This window comes from Bacillus sp. FJAT-42376 (assembly GCF_003816055.1).
GTDB lineage: Bacteria > Bacillota > Bacilli > Bacillales > Bacillaceae > Metabacillus_B.
Window position 1 is genome coordinate 1355154 of the sequence record NZ_CP033906.1, and the last position, 18974, is coordinate 1374127.

Here is an 18974-nt window from a genome sequence, read left to right on the forward strand (position 1 = left end):
GGGGAGAAATACCGTGCAAAAGACAGCTGGAATCCATCATATCACAGCTATGGTAAACGATCCGCAGCGGAACATCGACTTTTATGCCGGCGTCCTGGGCCTGCGGCTCGTCAAAAAAACCATCAACTTCGACCGGCCGGAAGTGTACCATCTTTATTTTGGAAATGAATCCGGCCAGCCCGGAACCATTATTACCTTTTTCCCCTGGGCAGACCAATTGAAGGGACGGATCGGGACCGGACAGGTCGGAGTAACAAGCTATGTGATTCCACCCGGTTCCCGTTCATTCTGGGAGAGCCGCTTGAAAAAATTCGGGGTAAAGTTTTACAAGACCGAACGGTTCGGGGAAACGTATATCGCCTTTCAGGATCCGGATGGTTTGGAGCTTGAATTGGTGGAACGGCAGGAAGGACCTCTCAATACGTGGGGTGTCAGCGGAATCCGGACGGATCGGGCGATTAAAGGATTCAGCGGCGCGACGTTAATTTCAGCCCAGCCGAATAAAACAGCCGATTTGCTTGAACAAGTACTTGGACTCGAATGCGTGGGACAGGAAGAAAGCTTTCTGAGATTTAAATCCGAGGGAGAGCTCGGCAATACGATTGATGTAAAGCTGTCCCCTTCTGTAAGAGGGTTAATGGGGGCCGGCACGGTGCACCATATTGCCTGGAGAGCGAAAAATGAAGAGGACCATCTCAAATGGAGAGCCCTTCTTCAGGAGAAAGGGTTCTATCCAACGGACATATTGGACCGTAACTATTTCAAGGCCCTCTATTTCCATGAAGAAGGCGGCATTCTATTTGAAATTGCGACCGACCCGCCCGGCTTTACAGCAGATGAACCGGCGGATCAGCTTGGAACAAAGCTCATGCTGCCATCCTGGCTTGAGCCGCAGCGGGAAGAACTGGAAAGAACCCTGCCTCATATAGAGGTACACGTTTTGGAGGAGGAAATGGAATGAAACATATTTTTAATAAAGGAACCAATCCGGAAAAACCAACCCTGCTTCTGCTTCACGGCACAGGCGGAAATGAACTGGACCTGCTTCCGCTCGCTGGAATGATCGATGAAGAGGCATCCGTTTTGAGCGTTCGCGGAAATGTGCTGGAAAATGGAATGCCCCGCTTCTTCCGCAGACTTGCTGAAGGCGTATTTGATGAAGAAGATCTTGTTTTCCGCACACAGGAACTCAATCAATTTCTGGATGAAGCGGCCGATAAATATGAGTTTGACCGCCGTCAAATCATCGCCGTCGGCTATTCAAACGGGGCCAATATCGCAGCCAGTCTGCTGTTCCATTATGGGGACGCCCTAAAAGGCGCCAGTCTCCACCATCCAATGGTTCCGAGAAGAGGAATTGAACTGCCGGATCTGACAGGGAAATCCGTCTTTATCGCAGCCGGCACAAACGATCCAATCTGTCCGGCTGAAGAGTCAACAGAACTGCACTCCCTGCTCGAAGGCGCCAATGCCAAGGCAGACTTGCACTGGGAAAATCAAGGCCACCAGCTGACACGCAGTGAAGTCGAAGCTGCGGCGAAGTGGTATAAGGGATTGTGAAGGAAGAAAACTGCTTAGGCAGTTTTCTTTTTTTATGCACTTTGTGCACTGACCCCCGCTCTGCTAAAGTGTGAAAGCTCCGTCCCCGTTTCACGTGACGCTTAGAGCGGTAAGGGGTTGCACGGGCTATGCTCATTCCCCCGGTGCGGTAAAGGATCAAAGGTCAGAGCCATGCACTGACCCCCGCTCTGATAAAGGACTAAAGCTCCGTCCCCCTATCTTACGGAGCCAAGAGCGGTATGGGATTGCAAGCTTCTTCCTTCTTCCCCCGGTGCGGTAAAGGATAGAAGGTCAGAGCCATGCACTGACCCCCGCTCTGATAAAGGACTAAAGCTCCGTCCCCGTGTCACATGAAGCTTAGAGCGGCATGGGATTGCAAGCTTCTTCCTTCTTCCCCCGGTGCGGTGAAGGGTAGAAGGTCAGTGCACAGTGCACAGAGCAAGCGCATCTTTCAACTCTTATTTTATCCGTCTGCTGTGCACATTTTTTGCAATCGAATGAGGTGTGGGTATACTAAAAGCATACTAACTGGAGGGTGATTCAATGAGCCGAAAAAAAGTGATGATGTTCACTGTTTCCCTGTTTGCCGCATTTGGTTTGGCCGCCTGTTCGAACGGCGGGATGGATGAAAAACATGAAGGAATGGACCATTCAAAGATGGAACATTCAAGCTCGGGTGAAGTGCCTGAAGGATTAAAAGAAGCAAAAAATCCGGCATATCCGGTCGGGAGCAAGGCAATAGTGAAAACAGAACATATGGAAGGCATGAATGGAGCGGAAGCGACCATTGCGGGTGCTTATGATACAACGGTCTATGCGGTTACCTATACACCCAAAGGCGGCGGAGAAAAAGTAGTCAATCACAAGTGGGTGATTCACGAGGAAATCGAGAACGCGGGAGATGTTTCTTTTAAGAAAGGTGAAAAAGTTACCTTGATGGCAGACCATATGAAAGGAATGATGGGAGCAAAGGCGACCATTGATTCTGCTGAGAAGACAACCGTTTATATGATTGATTATTCTCCAGCGAATGGCGGAGAAGAAGTGAAGAATCATAAATGGGTGACGGAGAGCGAGCTTTCAGCCGTCAGCAAATAACGAATGAGGAAGAGCATCTTATGGGGGATGCTCTTTTCCATTTCGTCGCTCGTCGGAAAGGCCATCTGGTCAGCGGGAAAAACGGGCTTTTCTATCGTATAGACAGGAGTCTGCAGTTGCTGCAAATGAACAGGTGTCAAATCCTCTTTCTCATCTGTATAAATGGCGGAACGGTGCAAAGTTTTTTGGATACTTGCATTATGCAAATTTATTACTTGCAAAGTGCAAATATATAGATTAAGATCAATTTAAGGAGGCGGTACCGTGGAGCTAACCATCAATAAGTCAGGGAATTTGTCCGTTCAGTATTTTCTGTCATACCTTTTTCTTGTATCAAAATCTATGAATGGATCATCATCTCAAATTATCGAGTTTACAGAGAAGCGAATGTTTGGGATAGACTGCGGTTCACGGGGAGAAGCTTCCTATCAAAATTTTTTAAAGGCATGCAGTCAATTTTTAGAGAGTGAAGGTTGTGAATAAATGGAAAATACACGCGAGCTGTTTCAAGTCATGGTCCGCCGTTTCGGTCTATTGGATAAGAATTGCTGTTCAGTTGGATCGCTAGAACTGAGCCTGGTTCAAAGTCATATTCTGTATGAAGTAGAACGACGGGAAGCTCCATCCATACAGGAAATTGCCGATACGCTAGGAACAGATATTACGACGTTCAGCCGGCAGGTTCAGGGGCTAGTTAAGATTGGGCTTATAGAAAAAAAACAGTCTGTAGAAGATAAGCGGATCTATCAGCTTTTCTTAACGAGTGAAGGAAAAGATATAGCTTCATCCATCGATACCCAAATGAATGGGTACTTAAAAGAAGTATTTTCCTATATGCAGCCGGAAGAGAGAAACCAGGTGATCGAATCTGTAAAATTGCTGAACCAGGCGATGGCCAAAAGTGCGATGTGCTGCCGGCCTGTGAAATAATAGAAAGATCGAATACGGTCTTTTTACATATATACTTGCATTTTGCAAATAAAAGGAGTGAATCATTATGTGGGGAGAAGTTGCCCGAAGTTTTGTTGAAATTGCACTGGAGCTGACGGTGTTATTTATCGCCATCTCGTTTTTGATCAATTTGCTTCAAGCATTTATACCATATGCCAAGATGGAAACATTGATGAGGGTGAGCCATCCTCTATTAAGCGGCGGGTTGGCCCTGGCTTTTGCCTTTGTGACTCCTTTTTGCTCCTGCTCCACCATTCCAGTAGTCGTAAATCTGCTCAACAACCGAATACGTTTCGGCATAGTGATGGTGTTTTTGTTTGCCTCTCCTGTTCTGGACCCCACCATTTTAACACTGATGACGGCCGTCTTAGGATGGAAAGTTGCCATGTACTACACCCTCATCACTTCGGTGCTGTCTATTATGATTGGTTTTACGCTCGAGAAGCTTGGCTATGAAAAAGAGGTCAAAAAGGTGATTGTAAAAAATTATGATCCGATCAAAAGCGGTTTGAGTCTCAAAGGTGCTTTGAATGAAACCATCCTGCTCATGAAGACGGTGTACCCATACCTTCTCATAGGAGCTGCGATCGGATCGATCATCCACGGGGCCGTTCCCACCGGGTTTATCACTCAGTACTTTGGCGGCGACAACTGGTGGCTTGTACCGATTGCAGCTGTCGTTGGGGTCCCTTTATATATCCGTCTTTCTTCGATGATTCCCATTACGCAGATTATGATTGCGAAAGGAATGGCGCTAGGCCCTGTCATGGCACTGATGATCAGTTCCGCTGGGGCGAGCCTGCCTGAACTGACGCTTTTGAACAGCATATTTACGAAAAAGCTCGTCGTTGCTTTTGTAATTTCCGTCATAACTATGTCTATGATTTCAGGATTCTTATTTTATATCGTATAGGAGGTGACAATATGAATTTTTTAAAAAAGTGGTTAGGTGCAAAAGAACAGAAAGACTGCTGTAATGTGATTATCGAGGAAGTGAAGGATGGGTCTTGCTGCTCAAAGCAAATGGAGGAATCAACAAAGGCTGCAGAAAACAGCGGGCAGAGAAACGTTTATGAAGCACGAGATAAATGATTTGGTTTCATATAAGTTATTGATTATATAAGCGTATTGTTATATGATGATACGCGGAGGTGAACCGATTCATGACGTTCCAGCATAAAACGATAGAATTAGAGCAGGCTACATCCATTATGAAGCTCCTTGGTGATAAAACCCGGCTTGCGATGATGAAGATGCTCCAGAAAAATGAATGCTGCGTATGCGAATTTACTGCGATTTTTCAGGCGAGTCAGCCTGCAATCAGCCAGCACTTGCGAAAATTAAAAGATGCGGGGCTTGTAAAAGAAAAGAGAAACGGACAGTGGATTTTTTATTCGCTGAACGGGGAAAGTGACATGTATGAATTTGTTCAAAATCTGCTTGCGTTCATTCCGGATCAGGATCAAAAGCTGAAGGATCTGGAGAAACAGGGATTGCGAATAACTTGCAAATAATGGAGGGACCATTTTGACATCAGTAATTTTAGCATCCCTGATTTTCCTGGTGACCCTGGTGCTTGTGATCTGGCAGCCGAAGAACTTATCGATCGGCTGGTCTGCTTGCGGCGGGGCAATCCTTGCGCTCCTTGCTGGGGTTGTTGATTTTCAGGATGTGTGGGATGTAACCGGCATCGTTTGGAATGCTACGTTAACATTTATTGCGGTTATTATCATTTCTTTAATATTAGATGAAATTGGATTCTTCGAGTGGTCCGCCTTACATATGGCGAGAGCGGCGAAAGGCAGCGGAGTCCGCATGTTCATTTATGTAAGCATACTCGGAGCTGTCGTCGCTGCTTTCTTTGCAAACGACGGGGCAGCCCTTATTCTGACCCCGATTGTTCTGGCGATGGTGCGGAATTTGAACTTTGAAGAAAAACTCGTTTTTCCTTTTATCATGGCCAGCGGATTTATTGCGGACACGACGTCTCTTCCGCTTGTCGTCAGCAATCTGGTGAACATTGTGTCAGCCGACTTTTTTAACATCGGATTTGTCGAATATGCAAGCCGGATGATCGTCCCGAACTTTTTCTCGCTTGCAGCCAGCATTTTGGTCTTGTACCTGTTCTTTAGAAAAAGTATCCCCAAACACTATGACGTGACGAGCCTGAAGCAGCCGAAAAAAGCAATCCGGGATATAAAGATGTTCAAACTATCATGGCTGGTTCTAGGTTTATTGCTGACAGGGTATTTCATTAGCGAGTTTATAGGTATTCCTGTATCCGTTATTGCCGGCGTCATCGCCATTTTCTTTTTGATTATGGCGAAAAGGAGTCCGGTGGTCCCGACGAAAAAAGTACTGAAGGGGGCTCCATGGGCGATTGTCTTCTTCTCTATCGGGATGTATGTGGTGGTCTATGGTCTTCGTAATGCTGGATTAACAAGCGTTCTTGCCGATGTCATTCAGGCAGCGGCAGACCAGGGATTGTTTGCCGCGACGATCGGGATGGGATTTATTGCAGCGATTCTTTCATCGGTGATGAACAATATGCCGACGGTGATGATTGATGCGCTTGCCATTTCTGATACCGACACATCAGGCATTGTCAGGGAAGCGCTCATATACGCCAACGTGATCGGTTCCGATTTGGGACCAAAAATCACCCCGATCGGTTCCCTTGCGACCCTTCTTTGGCTTCATGTCCTGTCGCTTAAGGGAGTGAAAATATCCTGGGGCACCTATTTTAAAACAGGAATTATCCTGACAGTCCCGACTCTTCTTATAACACTAATCGGCCTGTATCTATGGCTGTTGGTTTTCTAAAACTAATACATTTAAAAGGAGACTTACAACATGTCTAAAAAAACACTTTACTTTCTTTGCACAGGAAACTCATGCCGCAGCCAGATGGCAGAAGCATGGGGAAAAAAATACCTTGGGGATGAATGGAACGTACTCAGTGCCGGAATTGAAGCACATGGCTTAAATCCAAATGCCGTAAAAGCGATGAAAGAGGTAGGGATTGATATTACGGATCAAACCTCTGACATCATCGATAATGAAATCCTGAATAACGCGGATTTCGTTGTAACCCTTTGCGGAGATGCGGCAGACAAATGCCCAATGACGCCGCCCCATGTAAGACGTGAGCACTGGGGCTTCGATGATCCTGCGAAAGCAACGGGAACACACGAAGAAAAATGGGCCGTATTCCAGCGGGTCCGTGATGAAATCGGAGAACGCATTAAACGTTTTGCGGAAACAGGGAAGTAAGAAAGCAGCCGGGAGTGAATGCTCCCGGCTTTTCTTTATTCAGCAAATGGATCCTTCCCCTTTCATTATTTTTCCACTTCCTCTATCAATGTAATCTGTCCCCTTTTCACAGTTTTCTGTATTCTTCCATTTAACCTTGTAGGTGTCTGAATCAAGGCTGACCGAAATGATTTCTACTCTTCCGATGCTGCCCGAATGCTGATCCAAGACAATCTCTTTCGCTTCTGCTTCGGAAATGCCTGTTTTTGGACTGCTGCATCCGGCTGTTAAAAACAAGATGCAAATCCAGATTGAAATATGCTTCACAGCTTTCACCTCAGCTCATTAGACGGAAAGAATCAAGAAAGGTTGCTTTTCACAGAAGGAATTAGGAAGTATCTGGTGAAAGTAAAGAGAAGGGCTATCAATTTTATAGCAAAGGAGTACCTTACTATGGATTCTTCTTGCAGAATAAATGGCAGACTTTCGAATTGTACAGAAAAATGGCATCAACATTTTAAATAAGAAAAACGAAATTTACTTCTTATGGTGTTTGGTGTATGAACTATAAGAACTTTTTCAGTTTAAATGAGGAGGGCTTATCATCCCGTTTTGGATTTCAGTCATTGGCGGTCTTTTAGTTTTTGGTTCGTGGGTTTGGTACTATACATCCTTGGGAAAAAGAGTCCATCAAGAAGAAAAAGAAGCTGGGAAAGATTTAACTTATGAAATCAATCCTTTTACGGGCTCAGCGAAACATCCACTTGATAAAGAGAAAAAGTGACGAACATGAAAGAGCATCTAAAATACAGATGCTCTTTTTTTTATAGCGAGCTGAAGGACTGCGCTTCACCCTCTGTTTTCTTTGATCCACATCCTCCTGAAATCCACATATCCAAACGATTCAAACTGGATATCCCGGATCATCGGATGAAAGGTCCGGTTCTTCATCGGGTGGTACAGGTAGATAAATAGATTTTCTTTCTTAATATAATCTTCGGTTTCTTCAATAAGTTCCTCTCTTGTCTGCCGGTCCGGTGCCTGTTTAATTTTTTCAAAAAAGAGATTCAGCCGGTTCATGTGGCTCTCAGCCAGGAAACGGTTGAAGATGAGGGCTTTGTTTAAAAAAGCGCCCATAAAGGACAGGTGATAATCGGTTGATGCGACTTCTCCCATGAATAAGAGATCGGCCTGTTCCAAAAAGGGGTCATAGTATTGATCCAGGGTGTACGATTGGATCTCGAAATGGATGCCTGCTTTTAGCGCTTCCTCCTGAAAGAGTTTCCCCCGTTCTAATTCATTTTTTTTATCTAAAATAAAGACCTTCAGTGGTTCGCCATTGTACCCCGCTTCCTTCAGGAGCCCGCTGACCTTCGAGAGCTCCTTCCTTTGCGGCTCCGATTTCCATGGAAAGTAGCTGGATGCTTCCTGTAATTCCTCTTCAATGGAGGCGGAACTCAGCTTGTTCATGTCTGCTAAATGATAGATGGCTTCCCGAAAAGAGGGGTGGTGGACGATGGTCTTCTTTTTAAAGTTAAAAGCCAGGAAGCGAAAGCCTACTTCAATATCGGATTTTTGCAAAGAAGGAGCACTGGAAGCTTCGCTTGCAATCTCATAAACGTGTGAAGAGGCCATTCCGGGATCGACCTTGTAAAACTCAATTTCATCCAACAGCGGTCTGGTGAGGAAATAATCGTCAAATGCCTGTAGCACGAGCAGCTGATCGGTCCGCTTTTTGAGCCGGAATGGGCCGGTGCCGATCCATTTCCTTTCATCAAACGGTTCGTTTGCCGGCAAAATCGCCAGGTTGTGGGAACTGACATAGCGCGGAAACAGCAGATTCGGTTTGTTCAATGTAAATACGATCGAATAGGGGGAAGGACAGTCGATTTGCCGGATATCCTCTGTGAGCCATGAATGGGCCGAATCATGGTCCTGAAAGCGCTGAAAGGTAGCGCGTACATCCTCACTCGTCAGTCCGTGCCCGTTATGGAACCGGACACCTTTTCGCAAATAAAACGTCCAGATTCGGCCGTCATCCTGCTGTTCCCAGCTGTGGGCAAGATGCGGCTGAAGCAGATCCTGCTCCTGATGATAGGCAAGCAGGCTGTCTCCCAGCTGATGAATTAAGTAGGTTTCAAAGGTAATAGATGAATGAAGCGGATCGAGAGTGGTCAGATTTCTCGTGACCATTGTCCGCAGCACATCCTTCGACTGTTCCGAAACGTGCAGACCGAATAAGGCCTGAACTTCTTTTGATACGTTTGCAATCCAGGCTTTTGGTATCGGAAGCTGCAATAAAAGAATAATCGCTTCCATTTTTTCGTTTTGGACAAGCTGAAGAACGGTTTTTTCAATTTCCTCCTGGAAGCCGGAAAGAAAGATAAGACGTGAGGAGTGGCCCCGCCCTTTCCCCGGCTTGTACGTCAGTTTCCCGGCTGCCTCGAATTGCTTCAGCCTTCTCTTCACATTTTTCTGAGTGCAATACCACAGCTTTTCCAGTTCGCTGAGCTTTAAGGAAACGGATTGCTGTTCTTCTCTATTGTATAAATAGGCTCTCATTTCAAAATAGATCAAGTCTTTCATCGCAAAGCTCCTTATCGTTTAAAAGGGGACATTTCTAATCGGATTGTACCCTTTTTTTCCACTTTTGGCCAAAGCATAATGGAAGCAGGAGGGGATTTAGATGTTTAAAGAACTGCATCCCAATATTAAAATTCGTATTTACACGTCCTTCTTAAGCCGCTTAGTCGGCTCGATGGTCTTTCCGTTTATGGCCATTTATTTCGCAAGGGAGATCAATGCGGTGGCGGCTGGAATTCTGCTTCTGATCCAGGTTGTCGTTCAATTTCTTTCCGGTTTCTACGGAGGATATTTGGCGGATACATGGGGGCGCAAGAAAGTCATGGTAGCGGGGGAATGGATGAAGGTCATTTCGACAGGAGGCATGCTCTTGGCCAACTCTCCATGGTATACATCGGCATGGGTCACGTTTGTGATGCTTGTGCTTCTCGGAATCTCCATGGGAATCGGAAATCCGGCGGCAGAGGCCATGCTAGTTGATGTCAGCACAAAAGAAACGAGAACGATGATCTATTCCATTAACTATTGGACCATCAATCTGTCCATCATGCTCGCCCTGATCATCGGGGGCTGGTTTTTCGAATCAAACTTTTTCGAGCTTCTTCTGTCCCTGCTGGTCATTTCCATCTTTATTTTGTGGATCACGAAGGCGAAAATTGAGGAAACCTTCATTCCGGAAAAAAAGTCACCCGGTTCTTTTTCCCTGAAGCCTGTCTTCAGCAGCTATGTTTCGGTTATGAAGGATGTTCCGTTCATGCTTTTTACGATCGGAGGCATTGCCATTCTTTCCATTGAGTTCCAGCGGAATAATTTTATGGCGATCCGGCTGGAAGAGGAAATTCCTAAACAGATGATTTCTATATGGGGGAGCCTTCCAATTGAGATGACCGGTGTCAGAATGATGAGTCTGCTAACGGTCGAAAATACACTGCTCATCGTTCTCCTCACCGCAGCCGTCAATAAATGGCTGAAACATAAATCGGAGCAGAAAATGATGTACATTGGATTCATCGTGTTTGGCTTCGGGTATTCGTTCCTCGCTTTTTCGAATCATATCGCTGTATTAACGGCCGCTGTTTTCATCATGACTATTGGCGAACTGATTTACGTCCCGACGAGGCAAACGCTCATGGCCGACATGGTGGATGAATCCCAAAGGGGAGCGTATATGGCCGTCAACGGGATTGTATTCCAGGCGGGTAAAATCTTCGGAGTGTTCGGAATCATGGCGTGGCAGGCAATCGGCGGAATCGGGATGGCGGTTCTCATTCTTCTCTTTGCCTTTGCAGGAGTCCTTTGTTCAAGATGGGCCATTGTAAAGCGGAGTCGGCGTGATGCTTTTTTAGCGAAACCGGATCAAGCCGTGTAATGGTTTTATATAATTGTTATTACGACAAGAAGCAGCCTTCCGTATTAAACGGGTTCACGGAGGGCTGGTTTGTTTTTTATTTTGAACATGAAAGCGGTCAAGAAGAGTTCGGGTAAACTGCTTTTTTTATCCCGCTATGTTTCCCCACATAATTTAAAGGGGAAAGCTAAAAAATAAACCCAATCTTGAAAACATGTCAGAATTGATACATAATATATATGAGTATATATTCATATATTGAAATGAGGGGTAGAAATGGGACATTCACATGATCATCATGGACATCATCATCATTCATCAACAAACAAAAAGGCATTAAAGTTCTCTTTTTTCCTTATCGCCACATTCATGGTAGTGGAAGTCATCGGAGGCATTTTGACCAACAGTCTCGCTCTTCTCTCAGATGCAGGCCATATGCTGAGTGATGCGGCGGCTCTGGGTTTAAGCTTTTTCGCCTTGAAATTCGGAGAGAAGGGGGCTTCCCTTTCCAAAACATACGGATACAAACGGTTCGAAATTCTCGCGGCTTTCCTGAACGGGATTACGCTCATCGTCATTTCCCTCTACATTTTGTGGGAGGCCATCCAAAGAATCATGGATCCGCCTGCTGTCATCAGTTCGGGAATGCTCATCATTTCGATCATCGGTCTGATTGTTAATATCGCAGCAGCCTTTATTTTGATGAGAGGGGATAAGGACGGCAATCTGAATGTCAGAAGTGCCTTTCTTCATGTACTTGGGGACATGCTCGGTTCCTTTGGGGCCATCGTTGCTGCGCTGCTCATCATGTTCTTCGGATGGAGTCTCGCCGATCCTATCGCGAGTATCATAGTCGCTGTTCTGGTTCTGATAAGCGGATGGCGGGTGACAAAGGATTCGTTCCATATCCTGATGGAGGGGACACCGGTCAACATTGATGTGGAAAAAGTGAAAGAAACCCTGCTCGGGATTGAGGAAGTTACAGGCGTTCATGATCTCCATGTGTGGTCGATCACTTCCGATTTTCCGGCACTAAGCTGCCATCTGTGCGTAAAGCCCGGAATGGATTACCAGCGCCTGCTCGAAACAGCCAAAACACAGCTGCATGACACATTCGAACTGCACCATACCACCATTCAAATTGATGTGGAAGGAGAGGGGTGCGAGGAGAGGGAGCATTGTAATTGATTTTTGGGTGGCCCATTGATAAGGGCCGCTCTTTATTTTGTTAAAATTGGTTGCTTACTTCCGCTACAGTCGTTCGTTTTCCGCGGGGCGGCCTAGCGCCTTTGTGATTGCCGGGTCTCACGCCTTTCGCTTCAATCAACAAGTGTACTTTAACATAGCCTATTTTTTACGGATGATGGCAAAAAGGAGCCAGACCCCATACATTGCTATAGCTGCAAGGATGGGTGCTTTAAACGGTCCGTAAAAGACCACTTCCATGTAGTATTTTTGGGCTTCAAGCCCTTCTATCCCAGATGGCGGGTAAGTGAATCCGACAATAAGAATAATGATATAGCCCAGCATGGTCAGGGTAAGCAGCATACTGCAGCCAAGCTTAAAAGGAATCCCTCGGTGATTTTTGCTATTCTTATATTCAAAGAATTGGTTCAGTGTGTAGAAAGAAGCGCAGATCAGGATAATGACAAATAATAAAATAAAATTCAATGGGGCTTCTCCTTTTTCGGCTGAGGGTACATGAACGCAAACGACTATAAATAGCATATAAAAAGGAGCTTACCGCTGTAAGAGAAGCTCCTTCTTGCTGATTTCCCGGTTTTTCTACATATGCCTCGCATGGTCAATCGTCTGCTTCAGCACATCGATTACATGTTCATCATCATGGGAGTAATAAAGGGAGGTCCCTTCCCGTCTGAATTTGACCAAACGGACATTTTTCAAGAAACGCAGCTGGTGCGAAACGGTTGTCTGGAGAAGCGATAATTTCTCCGCAATTTCATTTACAGAATGTTCCCCTTCGAATAAAAGATTCAGAATTCTGAGACGCGTCGGATCCGACAGGGCTTTAAAGGTCTGCGAGACAATAAAGAGCGTTTCTTCATCCAAATCGAATTCCGGTACAACTTCTAGGTCCTCTTCTTTCATCAGGCGGACTCCTTTTCATTTTTCTACTCTCATTATAGAAAAAAGGGACAACTTGCACAATCAATCATAACTGTAAAAAAATGTCTGATATAATAGAGGGAAAAAGCTTTTAGGAGAGGACCAGTATGAAGCGAATTCCTTTTAACCGTCCCGAATATTACGACAGCCGTGTTGAATCAATCGATGAGCAGATCTGTGAAATGCTGCAGAAACGAAAAAAACTCTCTGATCAAAAGCCGGGAATGCCGCCATCTGATAAGATTGCTGCATGGGCGAAGTCGTATGACTTGGAAGAAGAGCTCCTCACTACGATCTTTTCAACACTCAGAATGGAAGAATTCTTTAAGAAAAAGGTTGAACCTTCGGGATTCAGGAAGCATGTGCCTGTAATGAAATCGGCAGAGGTGGATGAGCGCATGTTCACGGTTACCTTTATCCGCCAATTTGAGAATGCAAGTGTGGTGCATTTGCATATGGATTGGCATGAGATAGAAGAACCGGATCCTAGAAGATGGCCTAAAAACCATCATACCCATTTTGAATTGGATATGGCCGGGGACTACCAGTGCAGACAGGATAGCTCTTCAGGTTCTACCGGAAGACATACATATGAATTCATCGTGACTCCTGCCTTACCTGATGATTTAACTGGTGTGACGTTTACGTTTAAAGAATATGATGCCCCCTTTATGGGAAATGCTCTTGGAGATGAAATCGTTTTTGAGATGGACAGAGCTTAGAAACGATTTTCTTCAATTAGGTAAGCTGCCGGTGCCAGTCCCCCAGAATTTTACCGTACTAAAGCTACGGCACCGCCTCCGTCATCCCTTGTCCCATAAGGGTTCAGCGCTCCTTGTCTCTGACCCGCACTGCGGTGAAGCGGAAGGGGACTGGCACCGTGCCAGTCCCCTGATATTTTACCGTACTAAAGCTCCGGCACCACCTCCGCCATCCCTTGTCCTGTATGAATTCAGCACACTTAGCCTCTGTCCCCCGCTGCGGTGAAGCAGAGCGGGTCAGGCGCCGCCACCACCGACTTCACCCCCGCCGCCACCACCGACTTCACCACCGCCGCCGCCAACTGCGTCTCATCCACCATCCCACAACCCCCCCGCCGCTATCCCCACACAAAAACACCGCCCCCAATCAGGACGGTGTTCCATTTATTAAGATGTTTTAAACGTTTTAACTAATCCTTCCAGTTCGTCCGCCAGATTGTTTAATCCTTCAGATGATTTTCTTAATTGACTGACGCTTTCCTGGTTTTCGCCTGCGATTTTGGAAATTTCCCCTGCGAAATCACTGTTTTGGACAGCGGAATGCTTGAGGTCTTCTGCTGTGGCTGTAATTTCCTCGGTTCCGGCTGAAATCTGCTGGGAGGAGGCCGAGACGTCGAGGATGTTGGCTGAGACTTCGTTTGAGTTCTCCTGAATTTGATGGAACAGGCTTCCTGTCAGGTTCACGTATTCAATCCCTTTGCTGATTTCCGTGTTTCCGATTTCTACATGGGAAACGGTATTCTGAGTTTCGGTTTGAATTTCTTTAACGAGCTCAGAGATCACCCGTGCCGACTGATTGGACTCTTCCGCCAGTTTGCGGACTTCGGAGGCGACAACGGAGAATCCTTTGCCCGCTTCTCCCGCCCGTGCGGCTTCAATCGCTGCATTAAGTGCAAGGAGATTTGTTTGATCGGCAATGCCGGTTATGATGCCAAGAAGCTTGTCAATTTCCATGGACCGTTCTTTCAGCGCAGCCACGGACTTTGTCGTTAAGCTGAAGCGCTCGCTGATTTTGTCCATCTGTCTGGCCAGGGTTTTGACGGATTCGTTCCCGTCAATCGTGATTTTGTTCATATGCTGGGAAGCGGCGCTGACTTCGCTTGAGTTATAGGCAATGGACTGAATGGCTTTGGCCACCTCTTCAATCGCAATGGAAGTGTTGGAAATCGACTCTTCCTGTGTTTTGGCTGCTGACGACATGTTTTCGGTTACATCGGCAATTTTAAGAGACTTGGAGTCGGTGGATGAAGCCGTCTCGGCAAGCATTTGAGAGGAATGCTTAATGTTGTCCGAAGAAGCTTTTACCTTTAGAACCATGGTTTTTATATCCGTTACCATTTCATTGAACCGCTTATTGATCGTCCCCAGTTCATCATCGCCTGTATGCTTCAGCTGCAGGTTAAAGTTTCCGCTGCTCACCTCTGTTAATCCGCTCATTAGTTCATTTAAAGGCTTAAAGCTTCTGCGCGTCATGAAAATCTGCAAAATGATGGCGATCAGCAGTCCGGGGAGAAGGATGGATAAGCTTGTTTTAATAATTTGGGACTGGCCTTCTGCCACCATGCTTGCATCCAGGTCAACCCCGAAGTAAGCATAAATTTTGCCTTCCCTGTTTTTAAGAGGATAAAGCTCGGTAATCCAGGTGCCGATGTCATCCTGATAAATGCTTGTTGAAACCATTTTGCCTTCGCTGAGCATGTTTTGAATGCCTTTTACGATATGTTTCGGCTGCGGATACGGATCGCCGGGATTCAAACCTTCGCTCTTTAGCGGTTCAACTAAATGACTGGGCACACTCACAATCGGAGTCTGATTCCCGTCAATCAGCTCTGTGCTGAAAATGTAAGCCTGTGCGACTTTCGGGTTGTATTCAGATATAGTATCAAAGGATTTGGTCAATTCCTGCTGGGAAGGAGTGCTGTAATCATTTGATTGTGCCGCTTCCTCCACTAGGGCAAGGTCCAGCTTTTTCCCCCATTTTGAGGCGAGGCTGCTTGCTTCCTGAGTGGTTTCGCTTTTAAGTGTATTGGTCAGCAAGAGAAAGCTTGCTGCTGTGATCAATAGTCCGATTAACACGATTAACGTAATAGATAAAGATAAATTTTTAAAAATAAACGATTTTTTCTTAAACATTTTGTTCATCCTCCCGATTAGTAAGGTGAGAGGAAAAACTGCCCAGTACCATCTTACCTGAAACAATCGATAATTGTCGAATTTTAGCAAAATATTTTTTTAGGAGTGTGTTTATGACATCGCAAACTACCCAGTTCAGCCTCTCACTAACAGACGCAGACAGAACGGACACCACCCTGAATGTGCATCGCACGATTCTGGATTTGTTTTATGAGCAAGTTAGAACATTCCCCGATAAAAAGGCTTTAACCTATTTAGAAGAGTCCTATACATACGAAGAACTCAATGAGCTTTCAAATGGCATAGCCGCAGCCCTGCTGGACCGAGGCATAAAAAAAGGGGACTTTGCGGGCGTTTATATCAAAAGAAGCGCTGACGCTGTTCTTGCCATGTTAGGAGCTTTGAAAGCCGGAGCCGTTTATGTACCGATCGATCCCGCTTATCCGGCAGACCGCATTCAGTATATGATTGAAGACACCAATTGCCGGGTCATCCTCGTGAATCAGTCTGTGGAAGAACCCGGTTTGGATAAGCTTTCTGTTAATATGAAAACGATTAAGCCTCTGAAAGAACCTATACAAACCATGAATATCTCCCCCCAAGACCTTGCCTATATTATTTATACCTCCGGGTCTACTGGAAAACCAAAAGGGACCATGATTAGGCACGCCGGTGTTCACAATCTGGCAAAATGGTTAGCCAGTCACTATCAATTTCATGAGAATACAGTGATTTCTGAATTTGCTTCCTTCAGTTTCGACGCTTCCATTATTGATATTTTTCAGGCACTTTTAAATGGTGCCCGGCTTCATATTTTCTCTGAAGAGTCCAGAACAAATTACAGCGGGCTGCTTGATGAAATCGAACAGCATCGGGTAACGAATATGATTTTGCCGACCGCTTATTTTAACAATATGGTTTCGGCATTAGGTCCGGACGATGTAAAAAAGCTTGATTCTGTCGAAGTGATTGCACTGGCAGGTGAAGCACTTACGGGAGAGCCTGTCCGACTTTGGCAGGGACTTTTCGGCATGAAGCCGATGATTTCCAACTTTTACGGACCTTCTGAGGCCACGGTCATGGCGAGTTATTATGACATCGATGAACCGCTTGATAAGGAAGTGGCAAATGTCCCGATTGGCCGCCCCATCGGAGGGGTTCAGCTTTATGTTGTAAACGGGACAGGTGAACAATGTCTGGATGGAGAACCTGGAGAATTGCTGATTGAAGGACCTGGAATTTCAGCCGGATACCTGAATCAGCCGGAAAAAACAGACGCCGTTTTCTGCAGCTATAATGGCCGCATGTATTATCGGAGCGGAGATATTGTCCGAAAGCTTCCGGATGGCAACATTGAATTTCTGGGCAGAACCGATGATCAGGTGAAAATCAGGGGCCATCGGATTGAAATAGGGGAAATTGAGAATGCGCTGATTGCACTTGGCTATATCCAGGAAGCGGCTGTTATACCGAAAGCGAACGCAGCAGGAAAAGAGCTTTACTGCTTCTACACCGTTAAGGAAGGGATGCATGTACCTAAAGAGGTGCTGAATGCGGATTTGAAAAAACGGCTCCCGGAATACATGGTTCCCTCTTTTTACATTGAGCTTAGTGAGATGCCGATTGCAGCAACAGGGAAAATAGACCGCAAATATCTCGAAAATGAAGATATTCACCGTTTCTTAAGCGGCCGGATTACTCCTCCTCAAACAGAAACGGAAGTGAAAATTGCAGATGCGGCGGCTGCAGAGCTGACGATGGCTGAACTGGACCGCCATGATGATCTTTTCACCATTGGGGCGAATTCCTTCAAGGTATTGAGCATTCTGGCGAAGCTGAAGCCTGACTTTCCGCAGCTGAACCTGCAGCATTTCTATACCCACAGAACGGTTGCGAGGCTCGGAGAATTTCTTGATCAATCGCAGGAAGATGAGGCAGGCCGCCAAATCCGGAAGCAGGTTAAGCTGACTGAGCATCCTTTATTTATCGGCGACAATCAGAATAAAGAAGGGATCAGCCAGGACCGACATATTCTTCTGACTGGGGCAACCGGCTTTCTTGGTGCACATGTTCTAATGGACCTGCTGAAGGAACCGGATGTTCACGTTTATTGCCTTGTGCGGGGGAATAGTGAAGCGGAAGCGGAAATGAGACTGCAAAAAGTGCTGGATCCTTTTCAGAATGAGTTTACCGATAAAACCAAGCAATCCGTTCTATTAGGGGACCTGGGAAAAGACCGGTTAGGCCTTCAGGAAGATGTGTATGAAGAGCTGAAGCATACTCTCACACACATTATTCACTGTGCAGCGGAGGTACGGCATTATGGAGATCCGGAGCACTTTTATCATATCAATGTGAGAGGCACGCAAGAGCTGCTTGATTTGTGCAAAGACAGCCGCCATATTCATTTTTCCTATGTGTCAACGATGGGAATCCCTGAAGATTTGGCTGTGGAAAACCTTTGGGAAAGCTATTGTTCCGCCAATCCTTCACAGTTTGTTGGGAAACTTGCCAATGTCTATACAAGCAGCAAGTTTGAGGCGGAGAAAAGGATTCATATGGAAATGGAAAAAGGACTGAAGGCAGCGGTTTTCCGTGCAGGGAATCTGACAGGCCGTTCCGATACAGGGGTTTTTCAGGAAAATATCGAAAGCAATGCTTTTTACCGGATGGTCAAAGGGCTGATGATGTTAGAGAAAATGGAAGAAACCGATAGTCTGGTGGATTTTACACCGGTTGATTTAGCGAGCCGTGCTGTCACTGAGCTCACCTTTGACCCGGAAGCGGCCGGAAGAACCTTTCATATTATCGATCCGAATCCGATGAGCTTCGCTGATTTTCTTGATTGTTTAAACAAGGCGGGCTATGAAATCGATACCGTCAGCCATGAACAGTTTATGGAGCGTGTCTATGGCGTAGAACTCGATGCGGAAGGGCGCCAGCTTGCCATCTCCATTCAGGAAGGCGAGGGACTGAAAGATCCTTTAATGGAATGGGACTGTTGCCAGACACTTGCCTTTCTTCCTTCTTATGAGGATCAATTCGAAAGAAAAGAAGAGTACGTGAAAAAACTCGTTTCCTACGGCCAGGAATGCGGCTACTTCCCGGTTCCAAAAGTCCTTGTCTAAAGCCGAGAAGGTTTTTATTCATGTTCTTCGGAT

At 45.9% G+C, this 18974-nt stretch carries 18 protein-coding genes and 1 pseudogene; 14 read left to right on the top strand and 5 right to left on the bottom strand.

The genetic code is table 11. From position 1 onward, the window contains the following. The first annotated feature begins 13 nt into the window (after positions 1-13). From CEF21_RS06935 to arsC, 9 genes are all read left to right on the top strand, one after another. Positions 14-961, top strand: a complete 948-nt coding sequence (locus CEF21_RS06935; protein ID WP_123914478.1) for a ring-cleaving dioxygenase — start codon at positions 14-16, stop codon at positions 959-961. After that, positions 958-1560 (top strand): alpha/beta hydrolase, encoded by a 603-nt coding sequence (locus CEF21_RS06940; RefSeq protein WP_123914480.1) that lies wholly within the window; start codon positions 958-960, stop codon positions 1558-1560. Before CEF21_RS06935 ends, CEF21_RS06940 begins: the two co-directional genes overlap by 4 nt. A 543-nt stretch (positions 1561-2103) precedes the next feature. Then, on the top strand, positions 2104-2658 hold the full coding sequence (locus tag CEF21_RS06945) for a YdhK family protein (RefSeq protein ID WP_123914482.1): 555 nt from the start codon (positions 2104-2106) through the stop codon (positions 2656-2658). 483 nt (positions 2659-3141) lie between these two features. Beyond that, complete coding sequence (locus CEF21_RS06950) at positions 3142-3588, top strand: MarR family winged helix-turn-helix transcriptional regulator (RefSeq protein ID WP_123914484.1); 447 nt, start codon at positions 3142-3144, stop codon at positions 3586-3588. A gap of 67 nt (positions 3589-3655) precedes the next feature. Further along, positions 3656-4522 carry a permease gene (locus CEF21_RS06955; protein WP_123914486.1) on the top strand — a complete coding sequence of 289 codons (867 nt, stop codon included), beginning with the start codon at positions 3656-3658 and terminating at the stop codon, positions 4520-4522. Between the two features lie 11 nt (positions 4523-4533). After that, the gene (locus tag CEF21_RS21210) at positions 4534-4701 is read left to right on the top strand and encodes a hypothetical protein (RefSeq protein WP_164462109.1); all 168 of its coding nucleotides are present in this window, start codon (positions 4534-4536) and stop codon (positions 4699-4701) included. Between the two features lie 71 nt (positions 4702-4772). Then, entirely contained in the window at positions 4773-5123 is a 351-nt protein-coding gene (locus CEF21_RS06960; protein WP_123914488.1) for an ArsR/SmtB family transcription factor, read from the top strand. 13 nt (positions 5124-5136) lie between these two features. Then, positions 5137-6432: an arsenic transporter gene (locus CEF21_RS06965; RefSeq protein WP_123914490.1), complete on the top strand. Its 1296-nt coding sequence runs from the start codon at positions 5137-5139 to the stop codon at positions 6430-6432. Between the two features lie 30 nt (positions 6433-6462). After that, positions 6463-6882, top strand: coding sequence for an arsenate reductase (thioredoxin) (gene arsC / locus CEF21_RS06970; RefSeq protein WP_123914492.1), 420 nt, complete (start codon positions 6463-6465; stop codon positions 6880-6882). Between the two features lie 39 nt (positions 6883-6921). On the opposite strand, the gene CEF21_RS06975 is transcribed toward arsC, so the two are convergent. Both CEF21_RS06975 and CEF21_RS06985 read right to left on the bottom strand, forming a co-directional pair. Continuing rightward, positions 6922-7188 carry a putative periplasmic lipoprotein gene (locus tag CEF21_RS06975; protein WP_123914494.1) on the bottom strand — a complete coding sequence of 89 codons (267 nt, stop codon included), beginning with the start codon at positions 7186-7188 and terminating at the stop codon, positions 6922-6924. A 522-nt stretch (positions 7189-7710) separates the two neighbouring features. Then, entirely contained in the window at positions 7711-9447 is a 1737-nt protein-coding gene (locus CEF21_RS06985) for an ABC transporter substrate-binding protein (RefSeq protein ID WP_123914496.1), read from the bottom strand. Between the two features lie 100 nt (positions 9448-9547). Here CEF21_RS06985 and CEF21_RS06990 point away from each other — a divergent pair, with 100 nt between their 5' ends. Then, complete coding sequence (locus tag CEF21_RS06990) at positions 9548-10813, top strand: MDR family MFS transporter (protein WP_123914498.1); 1266 nt, start codon at positions 9548-9550, stop codon at positions 10811-10813. Between the two features lie 255 nt (positions 10814-11068). After that, on the top strand, positions 11069-11980 hold the full coding sequence (locus tag CEF21_RS06995) for a cation diffusion facilitator family transporter (RefSeq protein WP_123914500.1): 912 nt from the start codon (positions 11069-11071) through the stop codon (positions 11978-11980). A 159-nt stretch (positions 11981-12139) separates the two neighbouring features. On the opposite strand, the gene CEF21_RS07000 is transcribed toward CEF21_RS06995, so the two are convergent. Continuing rightward, positions 12140-12463 carry a hypothetical protein gene (locus CEF21_RS07000; protein ID WP_123914502.1) on the bottom strand — a complete coding sequence of 108 codons (324 nt, stop codon included), beginning with the start codon at positions 12461-12463 and terminating at the stop codon, positions 12140-12142. A gap of 114 nt (positions 12464-12577) precedes the next feature. Beyond that, on the bottom strand, positions 12578-12901 hold the full coding sequence (locus tag CEF21_RS07005) for an ArsR/SmtB family transcription factor (RefSeq protein ID WP_123914504.1): 324 nt from the start codon (positions 12899-12901) through the stop codon (positions 12578-12580). A 125-nt stretch (positions 12902-13026) separates the two neighbouring features. Here CEF21_RS07005 and CEF21_RS07010 point away from each other — a divergent pair, with 125 nt between their 5' ends. Then, complete coding sequence (locus tag CEF21_RS07010) at positions 13027-13641, top strand: hypothetical protein (protein ID WP_123914506.1); 615 nt, start codon at positions 13027-13029, stop codon at positions 13639-13641. A 426-nt stretch (positions 13642-14067) separates the two neighbouring features. On the opposite strand, the gene CEF21_RS07015 is transcribed toward CEF21_RS07010, so the two are convergent. After that, complete coding sequence (locus CEF21_RS07015) at positions 14068-15813, bottom strand: methyl-accepting chemotaxis protein (protein ID WP_164462110.1); 1746 nt, start codon at positions 15811-15813, stop codon at positions 14068-14070. A 113-nt stretch (positions 15814-15926) separates the two neighbouring features. On the opposite strand from CEF21_RS07015, the pseudogene CEF21_RS21900 reads away from it, so the two are divergent. Together CEF21_RS21900 and CEF21_RS21905 are read left to right on the top strand one after the other, a co-directional pair. Then, positions 15927-17219: pseudogene (locus tag CEF21_RS21900) on the top strand (amino acid adenylation domain-containing protein); the annotation flags it as partial. Further along, positions 17196-18941, top strand: coding sequence for an SDR family oxidoreductase (locus tag CEF21_RS21905; protein ID WP_481747661.1), 1746 nt, complete (start codon positions 17196-17198; stop codon positions 18939-18941). The pseudogene CEF21_RS21900 and the gene CEF21_RS21905, both read left to right, overlap by 24 nt. Positions 18942-18974 lie beyond the last annotated feature (33 nt).

Coding starts and splice junctions, on each gene's coding strand:
- CEF21_RS21210 (WP_164462109.1), top strand. CDS start 4,534: ATGAATTTTTTAAAAAAGTGGTTAGGTGCAAAAGAACAGAAAGACTGC.
- CEF21_RS06990 (WP_123914498.1), top strand. CDS start 9,548: ATGTTTAAAGAACTGCATCCCAATATTAAAATTCGTATTTACACGTCC.
- CEF21_RS06985 (WP_123914496.1), bottom strand. CDS start 9,447: ATGAAAGACTTGATCTATTTTGAAATGAGAGCCTATTTATACAATAGA.
- CEF21_RS07005 (WP_123914504.1), bottom strand. CDS start 12,901: ATGAAAGAAGAGGACCTAGAAGTTGTACCGGAATTCGATTTGGATGAA.
- arsC (WP_123914492.1), top strand. CDS start 6,463: ATGTCTAAAAAAACACTTTACTTTCTTTGCACAGGAAACTCATGCCGC.
- CEF21_RS06995 (WP_123914500.1), top strand. CDS start 11,069: ATGGGACATTCACATGATCATCATGGACATCATCATCATTCATCAACA.
- CEF21_RS06940 (WP_123914480.1), top strand. CDS start 958: ATGAAACATATTTTTAATAAAGGAACCAATCCGGAAAAACCAACCCTG.
- CEF21_RS07015 (WP_164462110.1), bottom strand. CDS start 15,813: ATGTTTAAGAAAAAATCGTTTATTTTTAAAAATTTATCTTTATCTATT.
- CEF21_RS07010 (WP_123914506.1), top strand. CDS start 13,027: ATGAAGCGAATTCCTTTTAACCGTCCCGAATATTACGACAGCCGTGTT.
- CEF21_RS06960 (WP_123914488.1), top strand. CDS start 4,773: ATGACGTTCCAGCATAAAACGATAGAATTAGAGCAGGCTACATCCATT.
- CEF21_RS06950 (WP_123914484.1), top strand. CDS start 3,142: ATGGAAAATACACGCGAGCTGTTTCAAGTCATGGTCCGCCGTTTCGGT.
- CEF21_RS06945 (WP_123914482.1), top strand. CDS start 2,104: ATGAGCCGAAAAAAAGTGATGATGTTCACTGTTTCCCTGTTTGCCGCA.
- CEF21_RS06955 (WP_123914486.1), top strand. CDS start 3,656: ATGTGGGGAGAAGTTGCCCGAAGTTTTGTTGAAATTGCACTGGAGCTG.